This is a genomic window from Aeromonas sp. 30P (assembly GCF_051919805.1).
In the GTDB taxonomy this organism is placed as follows: Bacteria; Pseudomonadota; Gammaproteobacteria; order Enterobacterales; family Aeromonadaceae; genus Aeromonas; species Aeromonas veronii.
Genome location: NZ_JBQBEA010000001.1, coordinates 3,072,441 through 3,088,855 on the forward strand (window position 1 = coordinate 3,072,441; position 16,415 = coordinate 3,088,855).

Below are 16,415 nucleotides of genomic sequence, written 5' to 3' on the forward strand. Positions count from 1 at the left end.
CCCCAACCAGTGAAGGCTTGCAACTCAGAACTGGTGTTGCACACCGATGTTGAAGAAGTTCAGGTAGCTGTTGTTGTAGCTGCCGGACAAGTGCGGGCGACCGATCCCGTCCTGATCCACTGGCATATCACCCAGCCAGGCCAGGGTATAGCTGGCTTCCACCTTGGTGGCTGGGCTCAACTGATAACTGGCCCCCAGACCCCAGCGCCAACCAGACCCCACCGGAAGCATCACAGTACGGTACTCATCACTCACTGCACTACTGTCATAGCCTATTCCGCTGCTCAAACGCAGTGCAGGGGTGACATCAACCTGTGCCCCCAGGCTGGCATGCCATGTATCCTTGTAATTCATATCAATGGTTTGGCTGCCCATGGCAGATGCCACACCGATATCGCCAAAACGGGACCACTGCTGCCAGTTGGCACTGGCCAGCAAGGCCCACTGGTCGTTGAGCTGGTGATAGCCACTTAGCGTAATGGTCTGCGGAATCATGATCTCGACCCCTAGACCTGCCACATCAGCACGTGGGAAGAGCTGATCTTCCAGCTCCCACTTCAGTTCGGAGAAGTAGCTCAGGCCGATACGGGAGTGCTGATCCAGCTCGTAAAGTACCCCGAAGGAGGCGCCATACGCCCAGTCGCTGTTGGAGAATTCCCGCCCTTCCCCCATCCCGGACGTCAGATCCACAGAGGCTTCCAGCGAACCATTCATGGCGATCAGGCTGGCTCCCACCGACCAATTTGAGTCAATGCGGTACGCCAGACTCGGAGCGAAGGCGATGCCGGTCAGCTTGGCCGACTGGGTATAACCACGACCATCCCAGCCATCGCCATAATCGATACCCAGACCGTGACTGCCAAAGACGCCGATACCTGCGACCCATTGATCGTCGATGGCATGAGTCAGATAGAGACTGCCGAGCGGCGCGGTCTGCAGGGCATTTCCACCGTTGTTACCGCCGTTGTCCAGATCCAGCTCAAGATCGCCGTATACCACACCGCCATTGACCTGCAACTGGGTACCTTCCAGTTTGGTCATACCGGCCGGGTTGCTTGCGATAGTATCTGCCCCTTGGGCACGGGCGGCAGACCCTGCGTTGGCCAGCGCACTGTTGGCAGTGCTGGTCTCGTAGAGGGCAAGGCCGCCAGCCATGGCTGATGGACTCAGCAAAGCGGCAAGCATCAGCGACAGCTGTCGTGGCTGCATTTCAATACTCCTGAATAGTGAACATGGTGAGCACCCGGCAAGGTGTGCTGCTCAAAAACACGGTTTGACTCTTTGATTGTCAGCATCCGGGAGACCTGCGGCTTTATACTGCTCGCTCATGGCGTCACGGGATGGATAAGGTCGGCAAGCACTCCTGCCGCAGTCATTTATGCCGAAGCAAAAGAGTGAACCATCACGTCATCGTGGTAACTGACAGGGGGCATCCTAACGGGATGAGGGGCATGCTTCATTAGGGTTGGGCATACGCAATGGTTAAGCATTGCTTAAATATCCCCCCCCAACACAGCATCTCTATTACATCACCGGCGCCATTGACCTTCACCTCGTGGCAAGGTTTACAGTCCCGCCATCTGCTCCCGAAGGATGCCCGGATTGTCACTCACCCAGCTTGCTGCAAGATTGCCCTCTGTTGCTCTGGCCCGGCTATTGCTGGCGCTGCTGCTCGTCTGCAATCTGACCCTCTGCATCAGCTGGCATGGTTCTCCCCTCTCCTCCGAGCCGACCCCAAGCAGCGCCCAATCGATGGTGATGTTCGATTCATCCATGGCGATGGCGGATGGCGATATCTCTCATGCAATGCCCGCGATGGATAACCCGGGCGATGTCATGCCCCTCTCCTGCCATCAGGGAGACGAGGGGTCAGCCATGGGCGATGAGTGCCAGATGCAGACAGGCATCAATGCCCCCTCCTTCGGCGCGATGACTCTGCTTGGGGTACTGGTCGCTCTGCTGCTCTTTCCCTTGCTACTTGGCCACAACGTCGCAACTGCACTGCTTGATAACTGGTTGCGGGATCCCTTCCTGCGATCGCGCGGCACTCACCCTCCCTCCTGGCCGCGCCGACATCTGATGCTGTCGGTGTTACGCCACTAGAAAGTCCTTCTCTTGCGGCACAGGCAAGCTTTAACTTGCCCGTTTCCTGCCGCCTTGCCTGACCCTGTGCCCCGGCCAAACCGGTCCGCTCACAGGGAGCCGTGCGCACTGATACAGCTGCGCCCCGTTTGCCGCCAGCCCCTTTGGTGATGCCTTGCACCTCACCCGACCGGCGGCCTGCAAAAGAGAAGACGTATTATGTCACCAGCCCACTTTTCACCGTCCAAGGTTGCTGCCTTTGCGGGCGCATTACCCTCCTGCACTTTCTGCATGCAGATCCGCGCCGGAGACCAGTCATGAACAAGATCATCCTGATGTCGGCCCTGCTGCTTGCCCTTGGCGCTGGTGGCGGCTACTGGGCCGCCAAACAGACCTCCGATGGCGCCAGCGCCAAAGAGAAGACGCCCCTTTACTGGGTCAACCCCATGGATCCCCGCGACAAGCGCGACGGCCCGGCCAAGGACAACATGGGGATGGACTTTATCCCCGTCTATGAGGAGCAGAAAAACGGCTCGCCGGGCACAGTCACCATCAGCCCCGAGATCCAGCAGAACCTGGGGGTGCGGCTGGCCAAAGTGGAGAAGCTGCCTATCCACCAGCAGATCGAGACGGTGGGCTATGTCGGTTATGACGAGGACAGGCTGGAGGCAGTCAACGCCCGCATGGCTGGCTGGATCCGCACCCTCGCCATCAAGAGCGAGGGGCAACAGGTGAGCAAGGGGAGCCTTATTTACGAGCTCTACGCGCCGGACCTGGTCAACGCCCAGCACGAATACCTGCTGGCACTCAACACCGCCAACCCACTGCTGCTCCGCGCCGCCGAGGGCAAGCTCAAGTCCCTGCAGGTGCCGGCAGATCAAATCTCAGCCCTCAAGCGCACCCGTCAGGTGCGCGAAACCATCAGCATTTACGCCCCCAGCAGCGGTTATGCCTCCGAGCTCAAGGTGCGCGAGGGCCAGTATGTGGAGCCCGCTGCGGCGCTCTTTAACATCAGCACCCTCAAGCAGGTGTGGGTCAGTGCCGAGGTGTTCGAGCGTCAAGCCGCCCAGCTGAAAGTGGGGGATCCGGTCACCATGACCCTCGACTATGCCCCCGGCCGCAGCTGGCAAGGTAAGGTGGATTACCTCTATCCGACCCTCGATGCCGCTACTCGCACCCTCAAGGTGCGGCTGCGCTTTGACAACCCGGACGAGTTTTTGAAACCCAATATGTTTGCCAAGGTAAGCATTCGCACCGGGCAGGGAGAGCCGCAATTGGTGGTGCCGAGCGAAGCGGTGATCCGCACCGGCAGTCAGGATCGGCTGGTGCTGGCGCTGGGGGATGGCAACTTCAAGTCGGTGGCCGTCAACCTCGGCCCCCAGTTTGGCGACAAGGTCGCCATCAAGGCGGGGGTGGAAGCGGGTGACAGCATAGTCAGCTCGGCCCAGTTCCTGCTCGACTCCGAGTCGGCCATCGATTCGGACTTCCAGCGTATGACGGCAGTGCGTCCTGCACAGGTGTGGACCCAGGGCGAGGTTGAAAGCATCGATCTGGCCAACCGTACCCTGATGGTCTCCCACCAGCCCATCCCCGAGTGGCAGTGGCCCGCAATGGAGATGGAGTTCACCGTCGCCGACGGGGTCGATATCAGCAAGCTGGTCGAGGGGCAGACCCTCCATCTGCAGGTGATGCAGGAGGGGGATGAGTACCGCATCACCACCATCCATCAGGAGCAGGCACCCGCTACTGACGGCGACGCCAAGCGTGGAACGGATGAGATGGAGAAGATGGAAGGCATGGACCATAGCCAGCATCAGATGACGATGCCCGAGATGGAGAAGAAATCATGATCCCTTCCATCATTCGCTGCCTAGCAGGCAACCGTTCTCCGCTCTCTCTACTTGGTGAGAAAGGAGTTCAATCATGATCCCGTCGATTATTCGCTGGTCAGTAGGCAACCGCTTTCTGGTGCTGCTGTTGACCCTCATGCTCACCGCCTGGGGGCTCTGGTCGGTCAAACAGACCCCGGTGGACGCCCTGCCGGATCTCTCCGACGTGCAGGTGATCATCAAGACCTCCTACCCGGGCCAGGCACCGCAGGTGGTAGAGGATCAGGTCACCTACCCGCTCACCACCGCCATGCTGGCGGTGCCGGGGGCCACCACGGTGCGCGGCTACTCCTTCTTCGGCGACTCCTTTGTCTATGTGCTGTTTGACGACAACACCGATCTCTACTGGGCCCGCGCCCGGGTACTGGAGTATTTGAGTCAGGTCGCCCCCAACCTGCCCGCCTCCGCCCGCCCCCAGCTAGGCCCTGATGCCACCGGGGTGGGCTGGGTCTACCAGTACGCGCTGGTGGACAGAACCGGCAAGCACGACCTCAGCCAGCTCACCTCGCTGCAAAACTGGTTCCTCAAGTACGAGTTGCAGACGGTGGAGGGGGTCTCCGAAGTCGCCACCGTGGGCGGCATGGTGCGCCAGTATCAGGTGCGGGTCGATCCGGACAAACTGCGCGCCTACGGCATCCCGCTCTCCCTTATCGAGACCGCCATCAAGCAGGGCAATCAGGAGACCGGCGCCTCCGTCATCGAGATGGCGGAAGCGGAGTACATGGTGCGCTCCAACGGCTATCTGAAAAGCGTCGAGGATCTGAAGCAGATCCCGCTCGGCACCAATGTGCGCGGTGCCCCGCTGCTGTTGGGTGACGTGGCGGATGTAGTCACCGGCCCCCAGAGCCGGCGCGGTCTGGCCGAGCTCAACGGCGAAGGGGAAGTTGTGGGCGGCATCATCGTCATGCGCTATGGCGAGAATGCCCAGCACACCATCGACGGGGTCAAGGCGCGGCTCGCCCAGCTGAAGAGCAGCCTGCCGGAAGGAGTAGAGATCGTCACCGTCTACGATCGCTCCGACCTTATCCAGCGCGCCATCGACAACCTCTCCGGCAAGCTGGTGGAGGAGTTCGCGGTGGTGGTGCTGGTCTGCCTCGCCTTCCTGTTCCACCTGCGCTCATCCCTGGTGGTGGTCATATCCTTGCCCATCGCCATCCTGACCGCCTTTATCGTCATGCACCTGCAGGGGATCAACGCCAACATCATGTCGCTGGGCGGCATCGCCATCGCCATCGGCGCCATGGTGGACGGTGCCATCGTGATGATCGAGAACGTCCACAAACACATGGAGCGGGAGGCGCTCACCGACAAGAACCGCTGGCGCATCATCACCGAGGCGAGCATAGAGGTGGGGCCCGCCATTTTCTTCTCCCTGCTGATCATCACCATCAGCTTCCTGCCGGTGTTCGCGCTGGAGGCGCAGGAGGGGCGGATGTTCCACCCCCTCGCCTACACCAAGACCTACGCCATGGCCGCCGCGGCCGGGCTCGCCATCACGCTGGTGCCGGTGATCATGGGTTACTTCATCCGTGGCAAGGTGCTGGCGGAGCAGGCCAACCCGCTGAACCGTGGCTTAAGCCAGGCATATGTGCCGCTGCTCAAGGCCGTCTTGGCCCGCCCGAAAACCACCCTGGCCATCGCCGCCGTGGTGACGGTGGCGGGCTTCTGGCCGCTCAAGTACCTCGGCTCCGAGTTCATACCGCCGCTCGATGAGGGGGACATCATGTATATGCCCACCACAGCGGCCAATATCTCGGTGGGCAAGGCGCGGGAGATTTTGCAGCAGACCGACAAGCTCATTCGTACCGTGCCCGAGGTGCAAAACGTGTTCGGCAAGGCGGGCCGCGCCGAGACCGCCACAGACCCCGCCGATCTGGTGATGATGGAGACCAGCATCCAGCTCAAACCCCGCGATCAGTGGCGCCCCGGCATGACCCCGGAGAAGCTCAAAGAGGAGCTCGACTCCCTAATTCGCTTCCCCGGCCTCACCAACGCCTGGGTGCCCCCCATCAAGACCCGCATCGACATGCTGGCCACCGGTATCAAGACCCCGGTCGGCATCAAGATAGCGGGGCCGGATCTCAAGGTGATCCAGCAACTCGGCCAACAGCTCGAACAGATCGTTGGCAAGGTGGAGGGCGCCTCATCGGTCTACGCCGAGCGGGTGGCGGGTGGCCGCTACGTCAAGGTGGATATCGACCGGCTCAAAGCGGCCCGTTACGGCCTCAACATCGCCGACGTACAGGCGGTACTCGCCACCGCGGTGGGCGGCATGGAGGTGGGCCAGACCATCGAGGGGCGCGAGCGCTACCCCATCAACCTGCGCTATCCCCAGAGCTATCGCGATTCGGTGGCGAGCCTCGAGCTGCTGCCGCTGGTGACTCCGAGCGGTGCGCGCATCGCGCTGGCGGATGTGGCGCGGGTCTACATCAGCGACGAGGCGCCCATGCTGCGCAGTGAAAACGCGCGCCTCAACGGCTGGGTCTACGTCGATATTCGCGGCCGCGACATCGGCTCCTTCGTCGATGAAGCCAAAGCACAAGTGGACAAGCAGCTGGTGCTGCCGGCGGGCTACGCCCTCACCTGGTCCGGTCAATTCGAATACATGGAGCGGGCCAAGGCGCGCCTCGCCTACGTGGTGCCGCTCACGGTCGCCATTATCGTGCTGCTGCTCTATCTGGCGTTTCGCCGCTTCCAGGAGGTGCTGCTCATTCTCACTACCTTGCCGCTGGCAGTGGTGGGCGGGATCTGGACCCTCTGGCTGCTCGATTTCAACCTCTCGGTGGCGGTCGGAGTGGGCTTTATCGCTCTGGCGGGGGTGGCGGTGGAAACCGGCGTCTTGATGCTGGTCTACCTCAACCACGCCTGGGACGATCTCGTTGCCAGCGGCAAGCCGGACAAGGCGGGTCTGCACCGGGCGGTGATCCACGGCGCCGCCCTGCGCCTGCGTCCCAAGATGATGACGGTGGTGACTATCATCGCCGGCCTCTTGCCCATCATGTGGAGCCACGGTACCGGATCCGAAGTGATGCAGCGCATCGCCGCCCCTATGATCGGCGGCATGGTGAGCGCGCTGGTACTGACCCTGTTGGTGCTGCCAGCGGCCTACTACCTGTGGCGCAGTCGCAGCCTTGGCAAGGGCGTGAACCCGCAATCTGAATAACCCGATTTCACGATCCATATTGACTGAGCGATAAGGAAACCATCATGAACTACAAAACGCTGACCCTGACCCTGCTGCTTGGCCTTGCCACCCAGACCAACCTGCAGGCCGAAGAGATGATGCACCATGAAGGGCACGAGATGAGCCAGACGGGTGAGATGAGCGAACAGGCCGCAATGGTGATGACCAAGGGGGTCATTACCCGCCTCGATGAGGGGAGCGGCAAGGTCGGCATCAAGCACGAGGCGATCGAGAATCTCAAGATGCCCGCCATGACCATGGTCTTTCGAGTGGCAGATCCGGCACAGCTCAAAGGGCTCAAGGTGGGGGATGCCATCCACTTTCATGCCGAAAGCCAGAGCGGCAAGCTCACAGTGACAGCCATCCAGCCGCAATAAACGGCTCTGGCTCGCCGAAAAGGTCACGATAGACAGTGACAACGCAAGAGGGAGGCATCAGCCTCCCTCTTCTTTGGTCAACCTGTTCATGCGGTCAACCTCTGGCACGCGATAGCACTCAGCTGCGGGTTGCCAGCAACTGCTCCACATCCTCGATCACCTTGAGGGCCGCCTGCGGGCCGCCGCTGGAGGTCCAGAGCGACCCGTCCACGGCGCCAAAGCGCTTGGCCTTGATCACCGGCAGTTGCTGGAACGCTGGAGTCTGCTCCGCCTGACGCATGGCATCCACCGCATCACCGCTGGCGCTCAGGGTACCGACTACCAGCCAGTCTGCATCCAGCAGGTTGAGGGACTCCAGACTCAGCGCCGGTGAGTGGGGTGCGCCAGTACCCTGCTGCTTGCTTGGGCGTACCAGCCCCATCGACTCCACTACGCTGCTGGCAAAGGTGCCCTGATACATAAAGCTCGGCCCCTTGGGGTTCCAGCGCACTATGCTGATGCTCTCCCCCTGATGCTTGGTCAGCTTGCTGCGGGCCTGAGTCAACCGCTCGGCATACTGCAGCAAAAAAGTATCCCCTTGCTGGTCGCGGTTGAGGGTGTGAGCGGTGCGGCGGAAGCTATCCTGCCACGGCTCACCCCACTTGCTGGTCACCACGGTCGGCGCGATCTCCCCCAGCAAGGTCAGCAGCTCTGGACGGGTCTGGCCTATCAGGATAAGGTCAGGCTCCAGCGCAATCAGCGACTCCAGATTGGGGCTGTCGAGATCGCCGATCACCTGGATACCCATGCCCGCCTTGTTCAGCAAATAGCGGGGCAAGGTGGGTTGACCACGGCCATTGACGGCGCCGATGGGGGTCAGCCCCAGGGTCAGGGTGCTGTCGAGTTCGAGCTCGCTCAGTACCACCACCCGCATTGGCTGGGCTGGCACCTGCACCTTCTGGCCAAACGCATCGGTCACTTCACGCATCTCCTGCGCCTGAACCAGCGGCGCGGCCAACATCAGGATGGCTGCTGCCAGAGCGGCAAAACGCTTCATCATCTCACTCCTTCTCGTTGCACGGCCCGGATAATCGGCCGCGTGAATACACTCGGCGGGCCCGCAGAGCAGGCCCATATGACTCAACTCGCCGAACGCAGGGTGCGGCCATGTTCGTGGCGACGGGGCACGATAATGGGCGCCCCGTCGCCGGGGGCATGCAGAATGTCGATACTGGTCTGGTAGAGCCGGTCGATTAGATCCTTGGTCACCACCTCCCGGGCCGGGCCCATGGCGGCAATGGTCCCCTCGCCGATGGCGATCAACTCGTCACAGTAGCGGGCCGCCATCGCCAGATCGTGGATCACCAGCAGCACGGTTTTGCCCTCGGCGGTGATGCGATGGATCGCCTCCATCACCTCGGTCTGGTGACCGATATCGAGGGCACTGGTGGGCTCGTCGAGCAGCACCATGTCGCTGTCCTGTGCCAGGATCATCGCCAGCCAGGCCCGCTGTGCCTGCCCGCCGGAGAGGGACGCAGCGCTCTGCTGCCAGATCCCCTCAAGCTGCATTCGCTCGCAGGCAATACGCACCATGCGGGCATCCTCCTCACCCCACTGATTGAACCAACCCTGATGAGGGTGGCGGCCATACTGCACCAACTGCTCCACCAGAATGCCGGCAGGCAGGGTCGGCCGCTGGGGCAGATAGGCGAGCTCCCGCGCCAGCCCCTTCATGGGGTAGCTGGCGAGCGGCTTGCCCTTGAGCAGGATCTCGCCGCGTTGGGCTTTCATCTGGCCGGATAGCAGCTTGAGCAGGGTCGATTTGCCGCAGCCGTTGGGGCCGACGATCCCCACCAGCTTGCCTCTCGGCACGCTGAAAGAGATGTCCCGCAAAATGGGGGTCTGCTGATAGGCGAAGTGGAGGCGATTTACGGTGAGCGTCATCAGTCAGCCCTCTGGCGATCGTTAACGAGAAGAAACAGCAGCAACAGGCCGCCGAGAATGCGGGTCATGATGCCGGTCGCCACCTCGTGAGGGCTGGCCAGCACCCGGACCAAGGTATCGCTGGCAAGCAGCAGCAAGGCGCCGCTGAGTGCCGCCAGCCAGAGCGGCACCACTCGGTCTTTCACCAGCCAGGAGGCAAGAATGGGGGCCGCCATGGCGATAAAGACCACGGGGCCGCCGATGGCGGTGCCGAGCGCCGCCACCAGAATGGCCTGGGCCAGAATGCCCAGTTGTACCCGATCGCCGTTGACGCCAAGCCCTCTGGCCATCTCGGGACCAAAGCGCAGCACCGCCAGCTCGCGGGAGAGATAGACGATCCACGGGCAGAGCAACAGCAACAGAATGGCGATAGGGGTGATGGTGCTGTAACCCACGGCGATAAAGCTGCCCATATTCCACAGATAGAGGGAGCTCAGGTGCAGCAGGGCCTGAGTGGACATCACAAACTGGCCGAGCGCCTCGAACAGCTCGGAGAGGCCGATGCCGATCACCACGAACAGATAGCCCTGCTCACCCGGTTTGCGGCAGAGGGCATAGAGCACCAGCGCCGCGAAGATAGCGCCGATGGGGGCAGCCCACCAGGGCCAGCTGCCTACCGTCAGGTAGAGGGAGAAGACGATGATGGCCAGAGAGGCGCCGTTGTTGACCCCCACCATGTCGGGGGTAGCCAGCCGGTTGCGAACCAGAGTCTGCACCAGACAGCCGGAGAGCCCCATGGCGGCCCCCGCCACCACCACCCCAAGGATGCGCGGCAGCCGGATCTTGAACAAGGTAAGCTGCTCAAGCCGCGTCCCCTCCCCCAGCAGGGTGTTGACCACCCCGGCAAAGCCGAGCTTGCCGCCGCCAACACTCAAGGCCAGCAGCGCAAGCGCCAGCAGCGCCATGGCCAGCAGAGCCAACCAGCGCCAACTCGGCAGATGGATCAGCAAAGAGCGGTTGCCAGCCCGCAGGCAGAGCATATCGGTAGGTGTGCGCATCAGCCCCTCACTTGACGGTCAGCAGGGTACGAAAGCCCCCGCGGTGGACAATGGCGATCAGCACAGGTGCCCCGATCAGGGCCAGAATGACCCCGTTGGGCAGCTCGAACGGCTGGATCAGCCAGCGCGCCAGAATGTCGGCCAACAGCAGAAACAGCATGCCAAACAGGGCGGAGAAACAGACCTGCACCGACAGTTTCACCGGCTCTACCAGTCGGCCACAGTAGGCGGCCAGAAAGCCGACAAAGCCGATGGGGCCGGCGATGGCGATGGCACTGGCGGTAAACAGGGTGGCGGCCAACAGCACGCCAATTCGCACCCGGTTGGGGCGGATCCCCAGCGCCTGGGCCTGACTGTCCCCCATCTGCATCAGGGTCAGCTGGCGACAGAGCAGCAAGGTGATGACAAACGCCGCCAGCACGAAGGGCAGCACGGCAATGATGGCATCGAGATTGGCCGCCGACAGGGAGCCGAGGTTCCAGAAGCGGTACTGCTCCAGCACCATCTTGTTGGAGAGCAGCAAAAAGCTGGAGAGACCGCCGAAGGTGGCGGAGAGCGCCACCCCGACCAGAATGAGCTTCAGCGGATTGGAGCGGCCAATCATCATGCCGAGTCCCAGCACAATAACGTTGCCGAGCAGCGCGCCGAGGCCAGCCCAGAGCAGATAGCCATAGGCAGACTCCACCCCGAACCAGGTGAGCCCCACAACCAGCGCAAAGACGGCCCCGGCGTTGACCCCGAGCAGGCCGGGCTCCGCCAGTGGGTTGCGGGTCGCGCTCTGCAACAAGGAGGCAGCCAGAGATAAAGAGGCGCCGACCACCATGGCGCAGAGGGTGCGCGGCAGTCGCAAGGTATTGAGCACCATGGCGAGCTTCTCGTCACTCGCCCAAGGCGCGTAATCCATAAGGTAGCCGAACACCTCGCGGGCACCATAAACACCCGCACCGGTGGCGAACACCCGCACCGGTGGCGAGCGAGAGGCAAAACAGCGTGCAGAGAAGGAACAATGCCAGCCAGAACAGAGGGGTCTGGTACTTAACCACCCTTTACGACTCCTTGCGTTGGGTCTGACAACATGCAGCCAAACCGACGTGAAAACAGGGCACTCTTGTGTCAACGGAAATAAAAACGCCGCCCGGACGAATACCCAGACGGCGCAATACTAAATGCAAATCATTTTTATTTGCAAGCGTGAATCAGGTATTCTTTCGCATCCGCTTAATTATCCATCACATCGTGACGGGTCTGGTGATAGGCCTCTTCACTCTTGCCCCGGCGCCAGTACGGCACGGCGTAGAGCGACTGACGATCCACCTCGAGCACGGAACGAAAATGGCGGCGCAGCGGCAGCACCAGCGCCTCTTCCCCACCCAGCCAGAAGAAGCCACCATCGCGCACCAGCGGCAGAGCAATCACATGCTCCAGCAGGCCGCTGGACTGGCTCACCGACAAACCAGTGACAGCGCACCCCGACCGGCAGCGTCAACGGCTGAGCATCGGCCTGATCCGGCACCAGAATCGCAATTTCCCCTCTGGCCTCGGCAGGCATCACCTCACACATCGCCATGATGGCGGGCAAGGCGGTGAGATCCCCTACCAGACAGTAGTGATCGGCCGGTTGCAGCATGGGGTTGGGACCACCCGGCCCGGAGAGGATCACCTTCTCTCCCGGCTTGGCATGGGTAGCAAAGGCGCTGGCGGGCCCGCCGTCACCGTGCAGCACGAAGTCGATATCAATTTCCTGCTCATCACGGCGAAACGCGCGGATGGTGTAGGTGCGGATCACCGGCTTGTCAGCCGGGTCACTCCAGCGCGGGCCGCTCGGGGTCATGGCAGGCAGCACCGGCTCTACCTGATGGGGCTGGGCCAGCATCACCTTGATATGGGCCCCACCGCAGGTAAAGGGATAGTCAGCCAGTTCGCTGCCACCAAAGGTGATGCGACGCAAATGGGGGGTGATCTGGGTAATGGCTTTGACAGTCAGCAGACGGGGACGATTGGGAGGCAGAGATGGGGACACAATGAGGCTCCTCGTTGAATGTGTCGCCCATGCTACACGCAAATAGGAATTACTATCAAATAAGATTATTTCTCGTCTAATAGCTACAAACTGGATTCAAACATCCCCAACCACTGGCGTACACACCCCAATCCAGAAATAGGCTTTATGCACGCTAGCTCCATGATTGGGCAAAGAAAGCAGCCGGACAACGCCACAGTTACAAAGGGTTCCATTTGCTTATTTCGACCATAGTTTTTCGAGATCAAATTTTATTTCCCAATAAGTTTCCTATCCTTAGTGAAGCAGTTAATGTAAGCACAGGATGCCAAACAGGATTGTATGATGGATGACCAGATCCTGATTATTGATGATGACGATCTCTCCCTCCCCGACGCACAGCAAGCGGGCTGGAAGGTGATGATTGTTGACGATGAGCCTGAAGTGCATCGCATCACCAAGATCACCTTGAACAAATTCGAGTTTGACAATCGCCCCATCGATTTTCTGCATGCCTATTCCGCGGCACAGGCCAAAGAGTTGCTGGCCACCACCCCGGACGTTGCTCTGTTGCTGCTGGACGTGGTGATGGAGGTCGACCACGCCGGCCTCGATGTCGTCAAATACGTCCGTGAAGATCTGCAAAACAAGATGGTACGCATCGTGTTGCGTACCGGCCAACCCGGCCAGGCGCCGGAAGATGACGTGGTCACCAACTACGACATCAACGACTACAAGGATAAAACCGAGCTCACCTCCCAGAAGCTGCGCACCCTGCTGCGGGCCAGCCTGCGATCCTATCGGGATATCCGCACCCTGGAGAGTAACCGTCAGGGGCTGGAAAAAGTCATCGAAGCCTCCAAGGGGATCTTTGAGAAACGGGCGTTGCGCCAGTTTGTCGAAGGCGCTCAGGAGCAGCTCAGCGCCCTGCTCCATCTGGGGAAACCCAGATATACGACGTCAAGCAATACGCCTATGAGGTGAAGGATCAAGTATTGGAGCCCCTGCTCCCCGGCCATCCCGCCATGCTCCTCACAGAAGCGCCGGAGATCCTGCGCCAGGCTATGAGCAAGCGCAGCAATGTCTATAACGCCACCCAGATGGTGCTCTACTGCCAGAATCCGCGCCACCACCTGCTGTTCCACATCGAGACCACCCGCCAGCTCAGCCAGATCGATACCAGTCTGCTGACCCTGTTTACTGAAAACATCATAGTGGCGCTGGAGAATATCCGGCTCAATGAGGTGATCGCCGACAACCAGCGGGAGATCATCTATCGCATCGGCGAACTGGTCGAAACCCGTTCAAAAGAGTCAGGACTGCACGTCAAACGGGTCGCGCTCTATACCGAACAATTCTGCCACCTGATGGGTATGAGCGAAGAGCAGAGCGAGCTGGTGAAACGCGCCTCGCCGCTCCATGACATTGGCAAGGTGGGAATTCCCGATGCCATCTTGCACAAGCCGGGCAAGCTGACACCGGAGGAGTGGGAGATCATGAAAACCCACGCCCAGCTCGGGCAGGATATGCTCTCCGGCAGCGATCTGGCGTTGTTTCAGATTGGTGCCACCATCGCTGGCAATCACCATGAGAAGTGGAATGGCAGTGGCTATCCCCGCGGTCTGAAAGGGACGGATATTCCGCTGGAGGGGCGAATTGTGGCGCTGGCTGACGTGTTCGATGCCCTGGGTTCGGATCGCTGCTACAAGAAGGCGTGGCCGCTGGACAAGGTGCTGGCCCTGATTGAAGAGGAGAAGGGGCAGCATTTCGACCCCCAGCTGGTCGAGCTGATGATGGCCAATCTGGACAAGTTCCTCGAGATCCGCGAGCAGAACAAGGATGTCTATATCGGCGAACACTGATAGCCAGCTTGTTCTGTTTATGAACTCAAAAAAACCGCCCTGCTTATCAGGGCGGTTTTTTATCTCTGGCATCACGCCACTTCAGTACGAGGGTTACTGCTCTGGCAGATTGAGATCCAGCTTGGCAGCAGGTTGTCCGGCTTGCTGATTCTCGGCCTGCGCAGCGGCCAGAGCACGCTTCAGGGCACGCCGTTTTTGTATCACCACGAACCCGACCCCACCCAATACCGCCAGCAGCACACCACCGCCCGCCAATGCCCAGACCAGCCAGCCCATTTCCTCCTCTGCCGGAGCTTCATGGGTCGCCTCGGCACTGGAGGCCGGTGCGGCGGCCGACACCACCTCTACAGGAGGCGGCGGTGGCGGGAATACATTGAAGGTTTTCACCGGCAACTCGATTTTCAGCTCACGGCCGAGGCGAGTGGTGCCATAGAGGGTTGCTTTCACCTCATGCTGACCGACCTCCTTGATGTTGGAGAGATCGATATCAAGCTTGGGGTCGCTGGCGGTCTCGCTGAACTCGTAGAGGCCGCCCACATTGCTGGTCACACTCCCCTTGATCACCACGGAGGCGGGATCCAGCTCATCACGGTCGATTAGCAGTGAGAGCTTGGCACCCAGCTCATCCGAAGGCGGCGACAAGTTATAGCTGAACGGATAGGGGTAAAGCAGAACATCCTGATAACGGGCACGGACAAACACCTGATTGCCCGTGCTGAACATGGCGCGGTACTTGCCACCGGGAATATCCTGAAGCGTCACTTCCGCCGTCATGATGCCATCGCCCGGCACCTCATCTAGCCCCTTGCCATCATCGCGATAGTGGCCAAGTACTTGATCCAGCACGACCTCTTTCTTATCGGCATCGTTGAACGATTGCAGCTTGACGGTCATGCCAAGGTCAGAGAGATAGTATTTATCTTTCGGCGGCTGACCATTGATCAGCAACCACGCCTTGAGCTTGACCACCTCCCCCTGATAGAGCTGCATCGGCAGGGCGGCGATATCGAGCCGGATATCGGAGAGAATGCGCACCCGGTTATCGGGATCCACCTCGCCAATCGCCTGCCAGGGGCCCGGCATGGGATTGCGCAGGGTAATGAGATCATGCTCCGGCAGCGCCAGCCAACCCACATCGGCAGGTTTGACCTTGCCCACGTAAAGCTTGCTGCCATCGGGGCGAACCAGGATCACGGACGGGGTGCCCGGCTTGCGCTTGATAATGAAGGTGATCTCCTTCACGCCGTAATCGATGCGAAAGCGGTTATCCAGCAGCGGAATATCGGAAGGGGCAAATACCTCGGTCGCCGCCGCCCCCAGCGAGAGCAACAACAGCAGACCGGCACACCACTTGCTCATTGCCGCCACAGACAACTTCCTCCCTTTTTCTGTACCAGATCCAGTCTCGCTTCGTGCAGGGCCTGAACCTCGGCAGTGGCACGCACCACCTTGAGGGCGGGTCGGTTGCTCTCCAACCGGCGAATGCTGGTGTCCTGATTGCTTTCGTTTTCGTTGCTCTCGGTAGCCAGATTGAGTTTGGTCTGGCCGCCGGTCATCAGCAGGTAGACGTCAGCCAGGATCTCCGCATCGAGCAGAGCCCCGTGCAGGGTACGGTGGGAGTTGTCGATACCGTAACGATCGCACAGCACATCCAGGTTGTTGCGCTTGCCGGGGAAGAGATCCCGCGCCATCGCCAGGGTATCTGTGATGGTGCAGATATCCGCCGTCTTGAAGTTGAGTCCGAGCTTGCTGAACTCGTAGTCCATGAAGCTCACGTCAAACGGCGCGTTGTGGGCGATCAGTTCGGCGCCGCGGATGAAGTCGAGGAACTCGTCAGCGATCTGGCTGAACGACGGTTTGTCACGCAGGAACTCGTCGGTAATACCGTGCACCTGGATCGCTTCCGGGTCGACCAGACGATCAGGCTTGATATAGACGTGATAGTGGTTACCGGTCAGCTTGCGGTTGATCACCTCCACACAGCCGATTTCGATAATGCGGTGCCCCAGATAGACAGGGCCACCCGCCGTATTCATACCTGTGGTTTCAGTATCCAGAATGA

10 protein-coding genes and 3 pseudogenes are annotated in these 16,415 nt (G+C 60.6%); 5 read left to right on the forward strand and 8 right to left on the reverse strand.

All coding sequences use genetic code 11. The annotated features are described in order from the left end of the window. Positions 1-24: 24 nt before the first annotated feature. Entirely contained in the window at positions 25-1,209 is a 1,185-nt protein-coding gene (locus ACTG2B_RS14195) for an OmpP1/FadL family transporter (RefSeq protein ID WP_429135842.1), read from the reverse strand. Positions 1,210-1,602: 393 nt separating this feature from the next. On the opposite strand from ACTG2B_RS14195, the gene ACTG2B_RS14200 reads away from it, so the two are divergent. The 4 genes from ACTG2B_RS14200 to ACTG2B_RS14215 all read left to right on the forward strand — a co-directional run bounded on the left by ACTG2B_RS14200 (position 1,603) and on the right by ACTG2B_RS14215 (position 7,532). Continuing rightward, positions 1,603-2,103: a hypothetical protein gene (locus tag ACTG2B_RS14200; RefSeq protein ID WP_439996167.1), complete on the forward strand. Its 501-nt coding sequence runs from the start codon at positions 1,603-1,605 to the stop codon at positions 2,101-2,103. Between the two features lie 296 nt (positions 2,104-2,399). Further along, the gene (locus ACTG2B_RS14205) at positions 2,400-3,932 is read left to right on the forward strand and encodes an efflux RND transporter periplasmic adaptor subunit (protein ID WP_439996169.1); all 1,533 of its coding nucleotides are present in this window, start codon (positions 2,400-2,402) and stop codon (positions 3,930-3,932) included. Positions 3,933-4,005: 73 nt separating this feature from the next. Beyond that, entirely contained in the window at positions 4,006-7,134 is a 3,129-nt protein-coding gene (locus tag ACTG2B_RS14210) for an efflux RND transporter permease subunit (protein ID WP_439996171.1), read from the forward strand. 44 nt (positions 7,135-7,178) lie between these two features. Then, a complete protein-coding gene (locus tag ACTG2B_RS14215; RefSeq protein ID WP_042656965.1) occupies positions 7,179-7,532 on the forward strand; it encodes a copper-binding protein in 354 nt (117 codons plus the stop codon). A 118-nt stretch (positions 7,533-7,650) separates the two neighbouring features. Here ACTG2B_RS14215 and ACTG2B_RS14220 read toward each other — a convergent pair whose 3' ends face one another. The 5 genes and pseudogenes from ACTG2B_RS14220 to ACTG2B_RS14240 all read right to left on the reverse strand — a co-directional run bounded on the left by ACTG2B_RS14220 (position 7,651) and on the right by ACTG2B_RS14240 (position 12,512). Beyond that, the gene (locus ACTG2B_RS14220; protein WP_439996941.1) at positions 7,651-8,568 is read right to left on the reverse strand and encodes an ABC transporter substrate-binding protein; all 918 of its coding nucleotides are present in this window, start codon (positions 8,566-8,568) and stop codon (positions 7,651-7,653) included. A gap of 83 nt (positions 8,569-8,651) precedes the next feature. Continuing rightward, entirely contained in the window at positions 8,652-9,455 is an 804-nt protein-coding gene (locus tag ACTG2B_RS14225; protein WP_439996173.1) for an ABC transporter ATP-binding protein, read from the reverse strand. Then, on the reverse strand, positions 9,455-10,492 hold the full coding sequence (locus tag ACTG2B_RS14230) for a FecCD family ABC transporter permease (RefSeq protein WP_368174324.1): 1,038 nt from the start codon (positions 10,490-10,492) through the stop codon (positions 9,455-9,457). Before ACTG2B_RS14230 ends, ACTG2B_RS14225 begins: the two co-directional genes overlap by 1 nt. A 7-nt stretch (positions 10,493-10,499) precedes the next feature. Next, a pseudogene (locus ACTG2B_RS14235) lies at positions 10,500-11,535 on the reverse strand (FecCD family ABC transporter permease). A 175-nt stretch (positions 11,536-11,710) separates the two neighbouring features. Continuing rightward, positions 11,711-12,512, reverse strand: a pseudogene (locus ACTG2B_RS14240) (siderophore-interacting protein). Between the two features lie 324 nt (positions 12,513-12,836). On the opposite strand from ACTG2B_RS14240, the pseudogene ACTG2B_RS14245 reads away from it, so the two are divergent. Beyond that, positions 12,837-14,353 (forward strand): annotated as a pseudogene (locus tag ACTG2B_RS14245) (HD domain-containing phosphohydrolase). Positions 14,354-14,446: 93 nt separating this feature from the next. Here ACTG2B_RS14245 and ACTG2B_RS14250 read toward each other — a convergent pair. Continuing rightward, positions 14,447-15,712 (reverse strand): TIGR03503 family protein, encoded by a 1,266-nt coding sequence (locus ACTG2B_RS14250; protein WP_439996942.1) that lies wholly within the window; start codon positions 15,710-15,712, stop codon positions 14,447-14,449. Next, positions 15,709-16,389 carry a DNA polymerase III subunit epsilon gene (dnaQ, locus tag ACTG2B_RS14255; RefSeq protein ID WP_439996943.1) on the reverse strand — a complete coding sequence of 227 codons (681 nt, stop codon included), beginning with the start codon at positions 16,387-16,389 and terminating at the stop codon, positions 15,709-15,711. Before dnaQ ends, ACTG2B_RS14250 begins: the two co-directional genes overlap by 4 nt. Positions 16,390-16,415: the final 26 nt, after the last annotated feature.